General features: G+C 64.8%; 15 protein-coding genes. 8 read left to right on the top strand and 7 right to left on the bottom strand.

Annotated elements, in window-relative coordinates; translation table 11 throughout:
• Nucleotides 1–20 precede the first annotated feature (20 nt).
• The gene (gene phnC, locus QX041_RS17595; RefSeq protein ID WP_315713048.1) at nt 21–830 is read right to left on the bottom strand and encodes a phosphonate ABC transporter ATP-binding protein; all 810 of its coding nucleotides are present in this window, start codon (nt 828–830) and stop codon (nt 21–23) included.
• A gap of 174 nt (nt 831–1,004) precedes the next feature.
• Between phnC and QX041_RS17590 the strand changes: the two genes are divergently transcribed.
• The 7 genes from QX041_RS17590 (at nt 1,005) to QX041_RS17560 (ending at nt 9,307) form a co-directional block, all read left to right on the top strand.
• A complete protein-coding gene (locus QX041_RS17590) occupies nt 1,005–1,667 on the top strand; it encodes a DapH/DapD/GlmU-related protein (RefSeq protein WP_315713050.1) in 663 nt (220 codons plus the stop codon).
• The gene (locus QX041_RS17585) at nt 1,664–2,848 is read left to right on the top strand and encodes an alpha-D-ribose 1-methylphosphonate 5-triphosphate diphosphatase (protein ID WP_315810539.1); all 1,185 of its coding nucleotides are present in this window, start codon (nt 1,664–1,666) and stop codon (nt 2,846–2,848) included. Before QX041_RS17590 ends, QX041_RS17585 begins: the two co-directional genes overlap by 4 nt.
• A gap of 6 nt (nt 2,849–2,854) precedes the next feature.
• Nucleotides 2,855–3,565, top strand: a complete 711-nt coding sequence (locus QX041_RS17580) for a DUF1045 domain-containing protein (protein WP_315752871.1) — start codon at nt 2,855–2,857, stop codon at nt 3,563–3,565.
• Between the two features lie 770 nt (nt 3,566–4,335).
• The gene (locus tag QX041_RS17575; protein ID WP_315713058.1) at nt 4,336–4,890 is read left to right on the top strand and encodes a peroxiredoxin; all 555 of its coding nucleotides are present in this window, start codon (nt 4,336–4,338) and stop codon (nt 4,888–4,890) included.
• Between the two features lie 2 nt (nt 4,891–4,892).
• Entirely contained in the window at nt 4,893–5,438 is a 546-nt protein-coding gene (locus QX041_RS17570) for a carboxymuconolactone decarboxylase family protein (protein WP_316166096.1), read from the top strand.
• A 502-nt stretch (nt 5,439–5,940) separates the two neighbouring features.
• Nucleotides 5,941–6,858 carry a sel1 repeat family protein gene (locus tag QX041_RS17565; protein WP_316166095.1) on the top strand — a complete coding sequence of 306 codons (918 nt, stop codon included), beginning with the start codon at nt 5,941–5,943 and terminating at the stop codon, nt 6,856–6,858.
• A gap of 103 nt (nt 6,859–6,961) precedes the next feature.
• Complete coding sequence (locus QX041_RS17560; protein WP_315768816.1) at nt 6,962–9,307, top strand: ABC transporter substrate-binding protein; 2,346 nt, start codon at nt 6,962–6,964, stop codon at nt 9,305–9,307.
• Between the two features lie 13 nt (nt 9,308–9,320).
• Here QX041_RS17560 and modD read toward each other — a convergent pair whose 3' ends face one another.
• Nucleotides 9,321–10,196: a ModD protein gene (modD, locus tag QX041_RS17555; RefSeq protein WP_315768818.1), complete on the bottom strand. Its 876-nt coding sequence runs from the start codon at nt 10,194–10,196 to the stop codon at nt 9,321–9,323.
• A gap of 73 nt (nt 10,197–10,269) precedes the next feature.
• On the opposite strand from modD, the gene QX041_RS17550 reads away from it, so the two are divergent.
• Nucleotides 10,270–10,833: a DUF2478 domain-containing protein gene (locus QX041_RS17550; RefSeq protein ID WP_315768941.1), complete on the top strand. Its 564-nt coding sequence runs from the start codon at nt 10,270–10,272 to the stop codon at nt 10,831–10,833.
• Between the two features lie 27 nt (nt 10,834–10,860).
• Here QX041_RS17550 and QX041_RS17545 read toward each other — a convergent pair whose 3' ends face one another.
• From QX041_RS17545 to QX041_RS17525, 5 genes are all read right to left on the bottom strand, one after another.
• Nucleotides 10,861–11,067 carry a molybdopterin-binding protein gene (locus QX041_RS17545; protein ID WP_315713067.1) on the bottom strand — a complete coding sequence of 69 codons (207 nt, stop codon included), beginning with the start codon at nt 11,065–11,067 and terminating at the stop codon, nt 10,861–10,863.
• 152 nt (nt 11,068–11,219) lie between these two features.
• Nucleotides 11,220–11,516 (bottom strand): ferredoxin family protein, encoded by a 297-nt coding sequence (locus tag QX041_RS17540; RefSeq protein ID WP_172112536.1) that lies wholly within the window; start codon nt 11,514–11,516, stop codon nt 11,220–11,222.
• 41 nt (nt 11,517–11,557) lie between these two features.
• A complete protein-coding gene (locus QX041_RS17535; protein ID WP_315768820.1) occupies nt 11,558–12,865 on the bottom strand; it encodes an FAD-dependent monooxygenase in 1,308 nt (435 codons plus the stop codon).
• Nucleotides 12,866–12,887: 22 nt separating this feature from the next.
• On the bottom strand, nt 12,888–13,994 hold the full coding sequence (locus tag QX041_RS17530) for an electron transfer flavoprotein subunit alpha/FixB family protein (RefSeq protein ID WP_315713073.1): 1,107 nt from the start codon (nt 13,992–13,994) through the stop codon (nt 12,888–12,890).
• Between the two features lie 36 nt (nt 13,995–14,030).
• The gene (locus QX041_RS17525; protein WP_315713075.1) at nt 14,031–14,876 is read right to left on the bottom strand and encodes an electron transfer flavoprotein subunit beta/FixA family protein; all 846 of its coding nucleotides are present in this window, start codon (nt 14,874–14,876) and stop codon (nt 14,031–14,033) included.
• Nucleotides 14,877–15,048 lie beyond the last annotated feature (172 nt).

Genomic DNA, 15,048 nt, shown 5'->3' with positions numbered 1-15,048 from the left:
AGCTTGCAGAAATCCGCGTCTCAGGCCACGGCCGCTTCGCCGAGTACCGGCACCGTTGCCGCCGGTGCCGGATGGATCGAACCCATCACCTCGTCCGCCTCGAGATCGTAGAGTTCACGTGCGATCTGCGCCGTCAGCGCCGACGGCACGTCGTCGAACACGATCCGTCCGGTCGCCATGCCGATCAGGCGATCGCAATAGCTGCGCGCCAGATCGAGCGAATGCAGATTGCAGACGACGGTGATGCCGAAATGCTTGTTGATGCGCAGCAACGCGTCCATCACGATCTTGGTGTTACGGGGATCGAGCGAGGCGATCGGCTCGTCTGCGAGAATGATCTCGGGGTTCTGCACCATCGCGCGCGCGATCGCGACGCGCTGCTGCTGCCCGCCCGAGAGCTGATCGGCGCGCTGCGCGGCGAGGGAGGCCATGTCGAACTGCTCGAGCGCCGACAGCGCCATGGCGACATCCTCCGCTGGCCAGAGCTGCGCCAGCGAGCGCCACGACGGGATTTCGGCCAGTCGCCCCATCAGCACGTTCGTCAGCACGTCCAATCGGCCGACCAGATTGAACTGCTGGAAGATCATCGCCGAGCGCGCGCGCCACTGCCGCAGGTCACGGCCGCGCAGCGCCGTCACGTCGAGATCCTTGAAGAGGATGCGGCCGCCGCTCACCGGGCTCAGGCGATTGATGGACCGCAGCAGGGTCGACTTGCCGGCGCCGGAACGCCCGATCACGCCGACGAAGCTGCCCGGTGCAACAGAGAAGGATGCATTGTCGACTGCGGCTTTCATGCCAAAACGGCACGTCAGGCCATCCACCACCAGCATTGAATTCTCCAGACGCCTCGCTTTGGCCTATCGCTAACGTCTGGATTCTACAGTTATGTGACAGCGACACTGCGGCGCCACATCCGTCCACACGCTGGCCGCAGTCATGCAGATGTCACGCCTCTGTCATAAGGGAGATCCAACACCCTCACAGGCGTAGAGACAGGACGCGAGATGGCCGGCAAGTCGCTTTCGATTGAACCTACCGTTGACCCTTCGGCCAAGCTCCAGGACGTGACGCTCGGCGCCTATTGCGAGATAGGCGCCCGCACCATCCTGCAGGAGGTGACGATGGGCGACTACTCCTATGTGGTCAACGATTCCCAGATCACCTACACGAGGATCGGGAAGTTCTGCTCGATCGCGGCGATGACCCGGATCAATCCGGGCAACCACCCGATGCAGCGGGCGACGCAGGCCCATTTCACCTATCGCGCCAGCGCCTATTTCCCAGGAGAGCCGGACGATGCGGAGTTCTTCGCCTGGCGGAGAGAGCATCATGTCCAGATCGGACACGATGTCTGGATCGGCCATGGCGCGATCGTGCTGCCGGGCCGCAACATCGGCACCGGCGCGGTCGTGGCGGCCGGCGCCATCGTCACCAAGGACGTTGCGGCCTATACCATCGTCGCCGGCAATCCGGCGCGCCCGATCAAGCGCCGGTTTCCGCGCGAGGTCGAGCAGCGGCTGCTGGATCTGGCGTGGTGGGATTGGAATCACGAGGCGCTGCGCGCGGCGCTGCCGGATTTCCGCAAGCTCGCGATCACCGCGTTTCTCGACAAATACGAGGCTGCCCTCGACGCACGCGTCTCGGTGCGGCAGAGTGCCGCCCCATGACCGATATCTCCATCTCGCGAGGCCGCTGCCTCGTCGATACCGACTTCGTCGACACCTCCTTGATCATATCCGGCGGCGTGATCGCCGGCATCGGGACACCGGGACGCCGGTCGGGTCTCGAACTCGATGCGGAGGGGCTCACCGTGCTTCCCGGCATCGTCGACATTCATGGTGATGCGTTCGAGCGCCAGATGATGCCGCGCGCCGGGGTCGATTTCCCGACAGACGTTGCGCTGATCGACAGCGACCGCCAGGCCATCAGCAATGGCATCACCACGGTCTTTCACGCGACGACCTGGTCATGGGAGCCGGGCCTGCGCAGCGCCGACAATGCGCGGCGCCTGCTCGAATCGATCGAAGCGCTGCGCCCGCGGCTCGCAGCCGACACGCGCTTTCATCTGCGTCACGAGACCTTCAATCTCGACGATGAGGAGGAGATCGGCCGGTGGCTCGCCGACCGGCGCGTTGACCTGTTCGCCTTCAACGATCACATGGATTCGACGGTGGCGAGTCTGGACAAGCCGCACAAGCGCCAGCGCATGGTCGACCGCACCGGCCTGCCCGGCGCGGAGTTCGACCGGTTGGTCGCGCGCATCGCCGCTCGCGCCGACGCCGTTCCGGCCTCGATCGCGCGGCTGGCCGAGATCGCACGCAAGGCTGGTGTCCGCATGCTGTCGCATGACGACAACAGCCCGGCCATGCGCAAGGCGTTTCGCAGCCAGGGAGTGACCATCGCAGAGTTTCCGGTCAATGAGGAGACCGCGCGCGAGGCCGCTCAAGGGGACGACGCGATCGTATTCGGCGCGCCCAACGTCGTCCGTGGCGGCAGCCATACCGGGTGGACGAAGGCCAGCGACATGATCGCCAAGGGCCTCTGCTCGGTGCTGGCCTCCGACTACTACTATCCAGCGCCGCTGCTGGCAGCGTACCGGCTTGCGGCCGACGGCGTTCTTCCGCTGGCGCGCGCCTGGGATCTGATCTCGGGCAGCCCTGCACGCGCAGCCGGGCTGGCGGACCGCGGCACGCTCGCCGAGGGCCGCCGCGCCGATATCATTCTGGTCGACGACCGCGTGCCGTTGCGCCCCCATGTCGTCGCCGTGATCGCGTCCGGCCGGCTGGTCTATCTCACCGAGACCGACCGGCTGAACGCCCGGCCGGCGCGTGCCATGGCGGCGGAGTAGCGAACCATGGCCAATCTTCTGCGCTATGCGATCTATTATGCTCCACCAGCGACGGCGGATCTGGCGGAATTCGGCGCGAGCCTGCTCGGATACGACGCGTGGAGCGGCGATGACCGCAGCTTTCCGAGCGAGATCGTCCGCGCGGTTCCAGACTGGGCTGAGCTGACCGCAGACCCGCGCAAATACGGCTTTCACGCGACCTTGAAGGCTCCGTTCGAGCTGTCCGATGCGGAGAACGAAGCCGCGCTCCGCAGCGCCTGTGCCGCGTTCGCGGCCACGCCGCGAGCCGTCCCGGCCATCCGTCCGATCGTGGACGCGATCAGCGGCTTCATCGCGATGATCCCCGGCGAGCCGTCGCCGGCGCTGCAACAGCTCGCGGCCGATTGTGTCCAGGCCTTTGAGCCATTTCGCGCTCCGATGACGGCCGACGACCGTGCTCGGCGCAAGCCGGATCTGCTGACACCACGGCAGCGCGATCATCTCGATCGTTGGGGTTATCCCTATGTCATGGAGGATTTCCGCTTCCACATGACGCTGACCTGCCGGCTGTCCGACGAACGGCGCCGGCCGATCCTGATGATGCTGCAGGAGAGATTCGCGGCACTGTCACTGACAAAGCTCCGGATCGACAGGATTGTGCTGTTCCGCCAGGCCAATGCCCACGAACGTTTCCGCATCATCGGAGACTGGCCGCTCACGGTCGTCCAGGGGGGATAGCGGCGTCAGTTCGGCATGGCCTGCATAGTGCGGCGGCGCCTCGCGGTCGAAGACCGAGAGTGGCGGCGAGATGTCGGCGCGCTCCCGCGGCAGGGCTCCCCATCCTGCCGCGAGCGCGGCTGAGGTCGCGAGAAATCGTCGATCGATCGACAGGCTCGCGCTTGCATTTGGTGCCGAGACAGTTTCGCTCATGGTGATGAACTCCTCCCAGGCCGATGAAAATCTGCGAGGAGACTATGGTCAGGTCATCGCGCAGCAAGGCGAAATAACAGACGCGATCTGCCGAAAAGCTGACAACACTGTGCGCCGTGCGACACCTTGCACCGTGCCGCGCCGTGATCTGCCGACGGCTTGTCGCCTTCATGCCGCTTAGCGAGTCGCCGTGGTCAAACGTGCATCGCGACGAAGGCGATAATGTCAATTTTGCCACTTCGGCCGCACAAAGAAATTGCACGTCGGGCGTCGTCGAGACCGTCAACACGACGTCGCATGGCGCTTCGACCAAGCGGATATCAACCTCATTTTGCCGTGGCGACGACGCGCGCGCTCCGGCTGTCGTCGCTCGATGTCCGATCGCAATGTCACGAAGCCGACGCTCCAAGCCAGCTCCATCCAAAAGCTCCCCATCGCCACGGCCTCGCACTCGCAGCATGTTGCCGCCACGTGTCGGGTTTTCGACAATCCACTGATACTAAAAACGAATGGCATATCGCTTGCAATGCACAATGCGCCTCGCTATTGCAGCGCAATAATTTTCTTGGAGTGCCCCAATGCTCGGAATCGGAAGCAAGCTGCCATCGTTTGAAATCGTCGGCGTGAAACCCGGCTTTCATCTTCAGGAAGAGAAGGGCGAGAGCGCCTTCGAGACCCTGACCGAGACCAGCTTCCCTGGAAAGTGGAAGATCATCTTCTTCTATCCGAAGGATTTCACCTTCGTCTGCCCGACCGAGATCGCCGAGTTCGCGCGCCTGGCGAAGGATTTCGCGGACCGCGATGCCGTCGTGCTCGGCGGCTCGACCGACAACGAGTTCTGCAAGCTCGCCTGGCGCCGCGACCACAAGGATCTGCACAAGCTGCCGATCTGGCAATTCGCCGACACCAAGGGCGCATTGGTCGACGGCCTCGGCGTCCGCTCGCCCGACGGCGTCGCCTACCGCTACACCTTCATCGTCGATCCCGACAACACCATCCAGCACGTCTATGCGACCAACCTGAATGTCGGCCGCGCTCCGAAGGATACGCTGCGCGTCCTCGACGCGCTGCAGACCGACGAGCTCTGCCCGTGCAACCGCGAAGTCGGCGGCGAGACCCTGAAGGTCGCCTGATCATGTCGATCGAGCAGCTGAAGGACCAGATCCCGGACTTCGCCAAGGACGTCAGGCTCAACCTGTCGTCCATGGCGTCCGACGAGACGCTGTCGCCGCAGGCCAAGTATGGCCTGTTCGTCGCCTGCGCGATTGCGACTCGCAATCCGAGCGTCGTTGCGGCCTTCGAATCGGTTGCGGCCGCGCAGCTGTCGCCCGCCGCTTTGGCGGCGGCGAAATCGGCCGCCGCTATCATGGCCATGAACAACGTCTACTACCGCTTCGTGCACCTTGCCTCGAACAAGGAGTACGCGACGATGCCGGCCCGGCTGCGGATGAACGTCATCGCCAACCCCGGCGTCGCCAAGGCCGATTTCGAGCTGTGGTCGCTCGCGGTGTCCGCCATCAACGGCTGCGGCACGTGCATCGATTCGCACGAGAAGGTCCTGCAGGATGCGGGCGTGCCCGCGGCCACGATCCAGACCGCCGTGCGCTTTGCCGCCATCATCCAGTCGGTTGCCTTTGCGATCGAAGCCGCTGGTGTGTCCGTCGCGCTGGCGGCGGAATAAGAATCGATCGGATATGTGAATGCGGCCGGCATTGTCCGGCCGCATTTGTTTTTCGCCATTCTCGCCTGAGTTGCAGAATTTCCCGGCGCGCCTGCAACTCCTCGGTCCGCTAAGCCCCTGACCTCGCGGCAAAGTCGAGATGGCTGCGGCATCCTGATACTCCAACCGATCTTTCCGCAAAGCGCAGAACTCGCCCCCGGTCTCGCGCATTGCGAGTAGTCACCGATGCGGCGCGCCGGGAAATTTCCATCAAATAGCCTTACCTACTCACCCTTCCCGACAAGAACATTGATCAGCTTAGGGACCAAGCAACATCGATTGTGACCAGGGCGCGCGAAAACAATGGCGTGCATGTCGGAAGGAAACCGGACCTGTCGGTCTCGACGGAAGCGTTGATGCAATGTCCCCGATGTCGCATCGTGTGCGCTTCGGTTGGACCGCGCGCGCCCGACGTCCTGAAGCTATCTCCCACGACCCGTTCGTCGGAGACAGGAGGCTAGTGATGAGTGCTCCAGATCAGAACGATCCGGCGAAACCAGCGCCGCCCTGGGCGAACGAAGAGCTCCGCAGATATGCGCCGCGCCGCCGCCAGACGGAGGCCGGCCCGACGGCATTCGATCCGCCCGCCGACGGCATCCCCCTGCCGCATCATCTGGTCTCCCGGCCAAGCTCCCTGCCGGCGCGGCCAGCGGCCCTTGACCTCGACGATGAGGAGGTGCACCGCGCCTGGAGCGCGAAGCTCGATCCCGTGGTGATGCCCCTGCCGCCGGACGATCCGGACAAATCGTTGCGGCTCAGCAGCATCATCAAGATCGGTGCCGCCGTCGGCATCGCGGCCTCCATCGCCATGATGGTGGTCAACATGGTCTCCTTCGACAACGGCGCAGCGACACCGGGTGGCAAGAGCCCGATCATGCCGACCGCCGTGCTGGAAAGCTTGGCCCAGATCGATCCTGCGGAAGCCAAGGTCGCCCAGGACGACCCGCCGCAGACGGTCGCCGCGCTCGCGGCTCCCAGCGGTACAGAACTGGCGATGCGGCCATGGCCCTCGACGCCGACGTCGCCGGCGCCAGCCGCGGCAGCACCGGCGGTCTCGCCCCCCTCCGCTGCGCTCCCGATGGCCTCGCCTCGCCCGACCGTTCCACTGCCGCGAGACGAGGTCGATGCTCTGATGAAGCGCGGACGCGACCTGCTCGCCGCGGGCGACGTCGCCAGCGCGCGCCTGATCCTGACGCGGCTTTCCGACGCCGGAATTGCGGACGCCTCCCTTCTGCTCGCGCGCACCTATGACCCGGCCGAACTGACGAAATCGCGGTTGCTCGGTGCTGTTCCCGACGCAGCCAAGGCGCGTGCCTGGTATCTCAGGGCTGCGGAGCAAGGATCGCCGGAAGCCAGCCGACGCATCTCGGCTGCGCGCTAACGCATAAATCTCGAAGCGCTCGAGACGCGACCCGGACCGCTCCCTGCGAGACGGGCGGCCGCGATCTGCTGCGCCCGAGAACCAAATATCGATGGGAGGACTGATGATGCACGGCATCCATGCTGCAGTTCGCGCCGGCTTGGCCGCCAGATGGAGCCGACGTCGCAGACCACGGGATGCAAAGATCAGCCCCCCTCGAGCAGCCGCATGCCTCGCCCTGGCTCTGTCCGCTCCGCTGGCGCTGACCGGACATCAAGCGGTCGCCGCGGACAACGAGATCCGCATCGGCAACACCATGCCCTACAGCGGCCCGGCTCTCGCCTATGGCGTCATCGGCAAGACGATCGCGGCCTACTTCAACAAGATCAATGCCGAGGGCGGCATCAACGGCCGGCGCGTCAACTTCATTTCCTACGACGACGGCTATGCGCCGCAGAGGACGGTCGAGATGACCCGCAAGCTCGTCGAGGAGGACAACGTCCTCCTGATGTTCGCCAGTCTGGGCACGGCTCCCAACCTGGCGGTCCGCCCTTATCTCAACGCCAACAAAGTCCCACAATTGTTCGTGGCATCAGGCTCCTCGCAATGGGACCAGCCCCACGACTTTCCGTGGACCATGGGCTTTCAGCCGAGCTACCAGGCCGAGGCGCACGTCTATGCCCAGTACCTGCTGGAGACCCACAGCCGCGGCAAGATCGCGATTCTCTATCAGGACGATGATTTCGGCAAGGATTACGTCAAGGGATTGAAGGACGGCCTGGGTGGCAAGCTTCCGATCGTCGCGGAAGTCACCTACAAGGTGACGGACGCCAACGTCAATCAGCAGATCGCCACGTTGAAGGCCTCCGGCGCCGACATCTTCTTCGACGTGACCACGCCCAAATTCGCCGTGATGGCGATCCGCCGCGCGGCCGAGCTCGGCTGGCGTCCGGACCATATCATCTCGACGGTCTCGGAATCGGTCTCCGCCGTGATGCAGCCGGCCGGCCTGCAGAATGCCGAAGGCATCTTGTCCGCGGGCTACTACTACGAGGGCGAGGAGGCCGCGGCCGCAGGCGATCCATCCTACCGCGAATGGTCCGCATTCATGGACCGCTATTTGCCCGACGTACCGAGAAGCAATGGTCTTGCGACCTTCGGCTACCTCGCGGCAAACGCGATGGTCGCAGTGTTGCGGAATTGCGGCGACGACCTGTCGCGCGACAACATCATGAAGCAGGCGGCATCCCTGAAGAGCCTCAAATTGCCGATGCTGACGCCCGGCATCACCGTCAACACCAGCCCCCATGATCACGCGCCGCTGGAGCAGATGCAGATGATGCAGTTCACCGGCGGCAAGTGGCAGCGCTTCGGTCCGGTCCGGAGCGGTATCGATCCCGGCAGCGTCAGCGATTCCTTCAAGACCATCTTCCGTTACGGCACGGCGAAGCGCGATCTGGCCAACCAGCTGAATGCCAATACCGTCACGCTGATGACCGGCTCGTTCGGCAGCACCTACGCCAATATGGGCGCGGACCTCGCATCCGCGCTCGACAAGGGGACGGAGTTGCGCATCCTTCCCGTGATCGGCCGCGGCTCGGTGCAATCGGTCGCCGACATCCTGCTGCTGCGCGGCGTCGACGCCGGCATCATCCGCAAGGACACCTTGGCCTTTCTCGAGCGCAAGGACTTCGCCAACAACATCCGCGAACAACTGGTCTATGTCACCAAGCTGTTCAACGAGGAGATGCACGTGCTGGCGCCGAGATCGATCGCCAGCCTGAGCGAGCTCGACGGCAAGACGATCGCCGTCGACCTGCCCGACGGCGGCACCTTCGTCACCTCGATCAACGTGTTCGAGCGCCTCGGGATCAGGCCACATCTGCTCTATATCGAGCCGCGGCTGGCGCTGGACATGCTGCGCAAGGGCGACATCGACGCGATCATCACGGTCGAGGGCAAGCCGGTGCAATGGCTGAGCCAGGTCAACGATCCCAATCTGCATCTGGTGCCCGTCGACTACGACAAGGCTCTGCACGACGACTATCTGCCGGCGCAATTGTCCGCCGAGGACTATCCGAACCTCGTCGGCGCCTCGGCGCCGGTGAACACGATCGCGGCCGAGGCCGTGCTGGCGTCGTTCAACTGGCCAGCGGGCAGCGACCGTCACCGCCGGCTGTCTCTGCTGGTCGAAGCCTTCTTCAGCAACATGCAGGCGCTGCAGCGGCCGCCATACCACCCGAAATGGCAGGAGGTGGCGCCGCTGGCGCCGATCGCCGGCTGGACACGGTTCAAGACGGCACAGGACTGGCTCGATCGCAATACGCCGCCTCCCCAGATGCTGGGGGCCAACGCGCAGGCCAATGATCTGCAGGCGAGCGGCGTTTCGGCCGATCCGCGGCTGTTCCGTGAGTTCATGGAATGGCGAGCCAACCGACAGAAGCGCGCCGCTCCGCGGCACCCACAGTAGCCGGGTCGTGCGGTCAAGCCGCGGCCGAGGCAGGGCTGATCCGCACCTGCACGTCGCAGGGACGCGCGAGGTAGGGCGCCGAGGTGACCAGCACGTCCGCCCCCGCCGCAGCATAGGCTGCGGCGTTCTGCGCATTCACGCCACCCGCGGCCGCAATGATCGGCCGCCGCGGCAGCGCCGCGCTGATGGCGATACGCTCCGTCAGCGCAGCGATCTCGGCAGGCGAAAATTTCTCGGCCTGGATGACGTCGAAGCCGGCCACGGCGGCGGCGACGGCCTGCTCGACCGTGGTGACCTCGATCACGAGCCGCTTCTCCGGCGCACTCCGCCGCAACCGCTCGGCGACATCGGCAAGCGGCGCATCGCCGAGAAACGCCCGGTGTTCCGGAAACACCAGCACCGTCTCCGACAGGCCGAGCCGATGCATCACCGCGCCACCCGCCTTCACCGCGGCAACGGCGAACGGCTTGGTTCCGGGGACGTTCTTGCGCGTGCAGGCGACCGCAATGCCAGGCCTGGCCGCACGCGCCGCGCCGACGATCGCAGCCGCCCCGGTGGCGACGCCTGACCAGATCTCGATGAGCGTCTGCGCCACCTTCCAGCTCCGCAACAGGCCTGCCGCCGCGCCCTCTGCACGTAGGATCGGGGCCCCCTCCTCCAGCACCATTCCGCTGCCGGCGAACAATTCGACATGGCAGCCCGTGAGCTCGATCAAGGCCGCCGCGTCCTCGGCTAGGGCCAATACCATGCGGCCGCGCGCAGCGAAGTGCATCAGGCCCGGCTCGGCGCCGATCCCGAGCGTCTCCGTCGTCAGGTCGCCATAGGGGACATCGTCGCGGAGCAGCGCTTCCAGATCATGGTGCGTAGCGGTGGTCGGCGCGCGCGACATCTGCTCTTTCTCCACAGGCTGCATCCTCTATATAAACCCTGGTCGCCGCCCGCCCCCGATCGCCAGGCCCCGCATGATCCCGCACGATCTTCCTGCTTCCGCCGAGCCCAATCAGCCCCGTCTCGCCGCCATTCTCTACGGACCGGGCGACGACGCCGATGCCTTGCTGGACGCCTTTGCCCAGGAGCTGCTGCAACGGGGCGTCCGCGTCGGCGGCATCGTTCAGCGCAATACGAGAGACGAAGTCGGCAAGAAAAGCGGAATGGACGTGATCGATCTCGCCAATGGCGACACGATCTCGATCTGTCAGGACCTCGGCACCGGATCGACGGCCTGCAAGCTCGACACCGCAGGCCTTGCCGAAGCCGGCATGGCCGTTCACCGCGCCATCGCGGCCCATGCCGACCTCATCGTGATCAACAAGTTCTCCAAGCAGGAGGCTTCCGGAAGCGGGTTGCGCGGCGAGCTGGCCGATGCAATCACGTCGGGGATTCCGGTGCTGACGGCCGTGCCGCAGAAATGCATCGACGACTGGCGGACCTTTGCGGGCGATTTCGGCACGCTGCTCCAGCCGTCGCTTTCCGCGATGGAAACCTGGTGGCTCGACCTGCGCGCGCGACAGGCGTCGCGCGGCTGATCGGCGCAGCAATTCGGCGCCACGCTCCTATTTGCCGATCATCACATCCGACGACTTGATGACGGCGGAGACGCTGTCGCCGACGGCAAGCGCGAGTTCGTCCACCGCCTCGTTGGTGATCGCCGAGAAGACTGTCAGTCCCGGGGCGAGCTCCACCTTGACGTGGGCGGTGGTCGTTCCCTTTTCAACCGAGATGATTCGTCCCGGTAAGACATTTCGTGCGCTCAGCTTCACGTGCTGTTCCTCATCCGTTGCAGCCTCGTTGCTGCTGCTCAATGTAAACAGAACGCGTGCCAGAACTCAATGACCTATATCAAACACAATACAGGATTGATGATCCGGCGCTGCGTTTGCGGCACCCCGTCGACCGGCATGATCCGACGGCGTCAGCCGAACTTGAACAGCACGCCGTAGCCGCCGCGCGGATAGCTCCACTCGATGTCGCCGCTGGCCTCGCCGATGACCCGGCAGGTGCCGCATTCGATGCAGCCGTCGACCGTGATCTCGACCTGGCCCTTGTCGTTGAGTTCGTAGCAGCGTGCCGGGCAGGCCTTGAGAAGCGCCTTCAACTGCGGCGTCGGCGTGGTATGCGGACGGACCTTGATATGGGCCCGGCCGGGATCGACCTGATAGCGATTATAGAACAGCTTGTCTTCGACCCTGACTGCGACGTCCGTGCTCATGTCTGATCTCCCTCGCCTGAGCTGTTTCGTTCATTCACCAATCATCGCCACGCCCGAGCAAACCTGAAGGCGTCACCGAACAGGCCGGTCCATGACCTTGCATTCACGAAGGAGCGCACGGTGCTGCTTTCCTTCTCCTTCTTCGGCGTGCCGTCGACGCGCACGAAGTTCTGCATCGCCTTGGAGACGAGCTGCGGATAGGTCAGGAAGAAGTTCTGCGACTGGTTGTGCAGCAGCGCCGGCATGTCCTTGTATTTCTTCAGGTCCTTGATGACGAAGGAGTCCTCCAGCATCTTCTTGTAGAGCGCGAGGTTCTCCTTGGTCATCGGATCGCGGCGCGACTTGACCTGGAAGATCGCCTCGGCCGCGATGCGCCCCGAGGTCATCGCGAGATTGGATCCCTCGCGGTGGACGGCATTGTTGAGCTGGGCGGCATCGCCGACCACCACCCAGCCATCGCCGCAGAGCTGCGGGATCGCGTTGTAGCCGCCCTCGGGAATCAGGTGCGCCGAGTACTCCTTGACTTCCGACCCCTCGATCAGCGGCGCCACCGACGGATGCTGCTTGAACCGCTCGAGCAGGCCGTAGGGCGTCTCGCCGGTCTTCTGGAAGTCGGAGACGAGGCAGCCGATGCCGAGCGAAATGCACTCCTTGTTGGAATAGATGAAGCCCATGCCGGTCATGCCGCGGGAAATCGTGCCGACGGCCTCGATGACGGCCCCTTCGTCGCCCTTCAGGTTGAAGCGCGCCTCGATCGTTTCGCGCGGCAGGAAGTGCATCTCCTTGACCGCGAGAGCGACGTTCTCCGGCTTCGGCCGCTCGCGCAGGCCGGCGCGGGTTCCGAGCAGGCCGTTGACGCCCTCGGCCAGCACGACGACGTCGGCATGGATCTCACCATCGCGCCGATCGGTTCTGACGCCGATCACCTTGCCATAGGCATCCTGCGCGAGCTCGGTCACGGTGGTCTCGCACAGCACGGTGGCGCCAGCCTCCTTGACCTTGGACGAGAACCATTTGTCGAACTGGGCGCGGATGATCGTGTAACGGTTCGGCTTTTCCTCGTTGAAGTCGTCCGACTTGTAGTGCAGGCCGACATGCGACTTGTCGTCGAGCATCCAGAAGCGCTGCTCGACCAGATGGCGTTCCAGCGGCGCTTCCTCGCGGAAGTCCGGAATCAGCTTCTCCAGCATGTCGGCGTAGAGGATCGCGCCCTGCACGTTCTTGGAGCCGGAATACTCGCCGCGCTCGAGCTGCAGCACCTTCATGCCGCGCTTGGCCATGGTCAGCGCAGCCGCATTACCGGCCATGCCGGCACCCACGACGATCGCGTCGAAACGTTCCTCGATCATTGCCCTGCTCCCTCTCTGGTGCCTAGCTTGCGATGCGATCGCGCGAATGCGGCGACAGACGCGCGCGGAATGCCTCCGTCAGCGCGGGCAGCAGCCGGATCGCATCGGTGACGATGCCGACATGCGCGAAGTCGAAGATCGGCGCGTTCTTGTCGGTGTTGATGGCAACGATCAGGTCGGCGCCCTCGACACCGACCCGATGCTGGATCGCGCCGGAGATGCCCGCGGCGATGTAGAGCTTGGGCCGAATGGTCTTGCCGGTCTGGCCGATCTGGCGATCCGAGGTCACCCAGCCCTTCTGCACCAGCGGCCGCGAGCAGCCGAAGTCGGCGCCGAGCACCGCGGCGAGCCCCTTGACGAGCTGGAAGTTCTCCGGCGAGCCAAGCCCGAGCCCGCCCGCCACGACGATGTCGGCATAGGCGAGATTGGACTTGGCGGAATCGCGATCCGGAATGAAGGACAGCACCTTGGTGACGATGTCCTCCTCGACGAGACCGAGCTTGTGCTCGATGATGCGACTGGCGGGTTTCTCGACGCGGTCCGGCATCGGCATCACGCGCGGGCGGACGGTGGCCATCTGCGGCCGATAGTTCAGCGTGTAGATCGTGCAGAGCAGCGAGCCGCCGAAGGTCGGACGCGTCGCGGCCAGCGAGCCGTCGGCATCGACGTCGAGCTCGGTGCAGTCGGCGGTCAGACCCGTGAGCAGCGTTGTCGCGACGGAGCCGGCGAGGTCGCGGCCGAGCGTGGTGGCGCCGAGCAGCAGGATCTCCGGCTTGAAGGTGTTGACGACGTCGGTCAGCGCCTTGGTGTAGGCTTCGTTGCGATAGTCGGTGAGAACGCCGTCCGCGACGATGTAGGCGAGATCGGCGCCATAGCAGAACGACTCCGCGGCAGCGTGCTGCACGGCTTCTCCGGGAGGACCGATCACGACGGCCGCGAGATCGACCTTCAGCTTGTCGGCGAGCTTGCGTCCGGCGCCCATCAGCTCCCAGGATACCGGGTGGACCTGGCCGCGCTCCTGCTCGATGAACACCCAGACGTGCTTGTAGGCCTTGAAATGCTCGGGCAGCTCCTTCTTGGTCGCGGCGCGACCGGCTGCGGCGGGCGGTGCTTTGGTGGGTTCGCTCATGATCGTCGTCCCTTGGTCCGTCAAAAGCCGTCTGGATCAGAAGCCGTGCGCTGACGTCGTCAGCTCGGCTTCGAGCTTCGGCTGCCGCTTGAACAATTCCTCGATCAGGGCGTCGGCCGGCGCGCGACTCGAGAAGTCGACCATGGTTGCCTTCTCCGCCCGGGCCGACGGCGCGAAGACCCGCTTCACGATGGTCGGCGAGCCCTTCAAGCCGCACTTCGAGATGTCCTCGACGCCGGCGTCCTTGGCGCTCCAGGTGACGATCTGAGCGCGCGCCGCACGGAGCGCATCGGCCATGGCGCCGCGGCGGATCTCGTTGGTCGCCTCGAGCATCGTCACCAGGCACGGCAGCTTGGTCTTCAGCACTTGAACGCCCCCCTCGGAGCGGCGCTCGGCTTCGATGGTGCGCGCGACAGGATCGACCTCGCGGATCTTCGCCACGTACGTCAGTTGCAGCAGGCCCAGCCGCTTGGCGATGCCCGGGCCGACCTGGGCGGTGTCGCCGTCGATCGTCTGCTTGCCGGTGAACACGATGTCGGGCGCGCCAAAGGTCTCGCTGACCTTGCGAATGGCTGTCGCCAGCGCATAGGTGGTTGCCAGCGTATCGGCGCCGGCGAAGAAGCGATCGGTCAGCAGCACGGCGCGGTCGGCGCCGTAGGTCAGCGCCCGGCGCAGCGAGTCCTCGGCGGACGGCGGTCCCATGGTCAGCACCGTCACTTCGCCGCCGAACTTGTCGCGCAGTTGCAGCGCCGCCTCGAGCGCAAACAGGTCGTAAGGGTTGATGATGGTCGGCACACCCTGGCGCATGATGGTGTTGGTCACCGGATGAACGCGGATCTGCGCGGAGTCCGGAACCTGCTTGATGCAGACGACGATATGCATGCGATCACTCCGGGTGTGTAGTCCTGCGATCAGGACAGCAATTGTCGTACCAGTTTCGGCCGCGATGATTATCGGCACGGATTCAACATCTTGGCGCATGAACCTGATCTGCTTCTGAGAACTCGCCGACGAGGTCCGACACGTCGCAAGCAACACGCGTCGGGAATGCGAC

The sequence above is a fragment of the Bradyrhizobium sp. SZCCHNRI2009 genome, assembly GCF_032485115.1.
Classification (GTDB): domain Bacteria; phylum Pseudomonadota; class Alphaproteobacteria; order Rhizobiales; family Xanthobacteraceae; genus Bradyrhizobium.
This window is presented reverse-complemented; position numbering and strand designations above follow the sequence as displayed.

Coding starts and splice junctions, on each gene's coding strand:
- QX041_RS17565 (WP_316166095.1), top strand. CDS start 5,941: ATGAGTGCTCCAGATCAGAACGATCCGGCGAAACCAGCGCCGCCCTGG.
- QX041_RS17535 (WP_315768820.1), bottom strand. CDS start 12,865: ATGATCGAGGAACGTTTCGACGCGATCGTCGTGGGTGCCGGCATGGCC.
- QX041_RS17525 (WP_315713075.1), bottom strand. CDS start 14,876: ATGCATATCGTCGTCTGCATCAAGCAGGTTCCGGACTCCGCGCAGATC.
- QX041_RS17540 (WP_172112536.1), bottom strand. CDS start 11,516: ATGAGCACGGACGTCGCAGTCAGGGTCGAAGACAAGCTGTTCTATAAT.
- QX041_RS17550 (WP_315768941.1), top strand. CDS start 10,270: ATGATCCCGCACGATCTTCCTGCTTCCGCCGAGCCCAATCAGCCCCGT.
- QX041_RS17575 (WP_315713058.1), top strand. CDS start 4,336: ATGCTCGGAATCGGAAGCAAGCTGCCATCGTTTGAAATCGTCGGCGTG.
- QX041_RS17590 (WP_315713050.1), top strand. CDS start 1,005: ATGGCCGGCAAGTCGCTTTCGATTGAACCTACCGTTGACCCTTCGGCC.
- QX041_RS17570 (WP_316166096.1), top strand. CDS start 4,893: ATGTCGATCGAGCAGCTGAAGGACCAGATCCCGGACTTCGCCAAGGAC.
- QX041_RS17530 (WP_315713073.1), bottom strand. CDS start 13,994: ATGAGCGAACCCACCAAAGCACCGCCCGCCGCAGCCGGTCGCGCCGCG.
- modD (WP_315768818.1), bottom strand. CDS start 10,196: ATGTCGCGCGCGCCGACCACCGCTACGCACCATGATCTGGAAGCGCTG.
- QX041_RS17560 (WP_315768816.1), top strand. CDS start 6,962: ATGATGCACGGCATCCATGCTGCAGTTCGCGCCGGCTTGGCCGCCAGA.
- QX041_RS17580 (WP_315752871.1), top strand. CDS start 2,855: ATGGCCAATCTTCTGCGCTATGCGATCTATTATGCTCCACCAGCGACG.
- phnC (WP_315713048.1), bottom strand. CDS start 830: ATGCTGGTGGTGGATGGCCTGACGTGCCGTTTTGGCATGAAAGCCGCA.
- QX041_RS17585 (WP_315810539.1), top strand. CDS start 1,664: ATGACCGATATCTCCATCTCGCGAGGCCGCTGCCTCGTCGATACCGAC.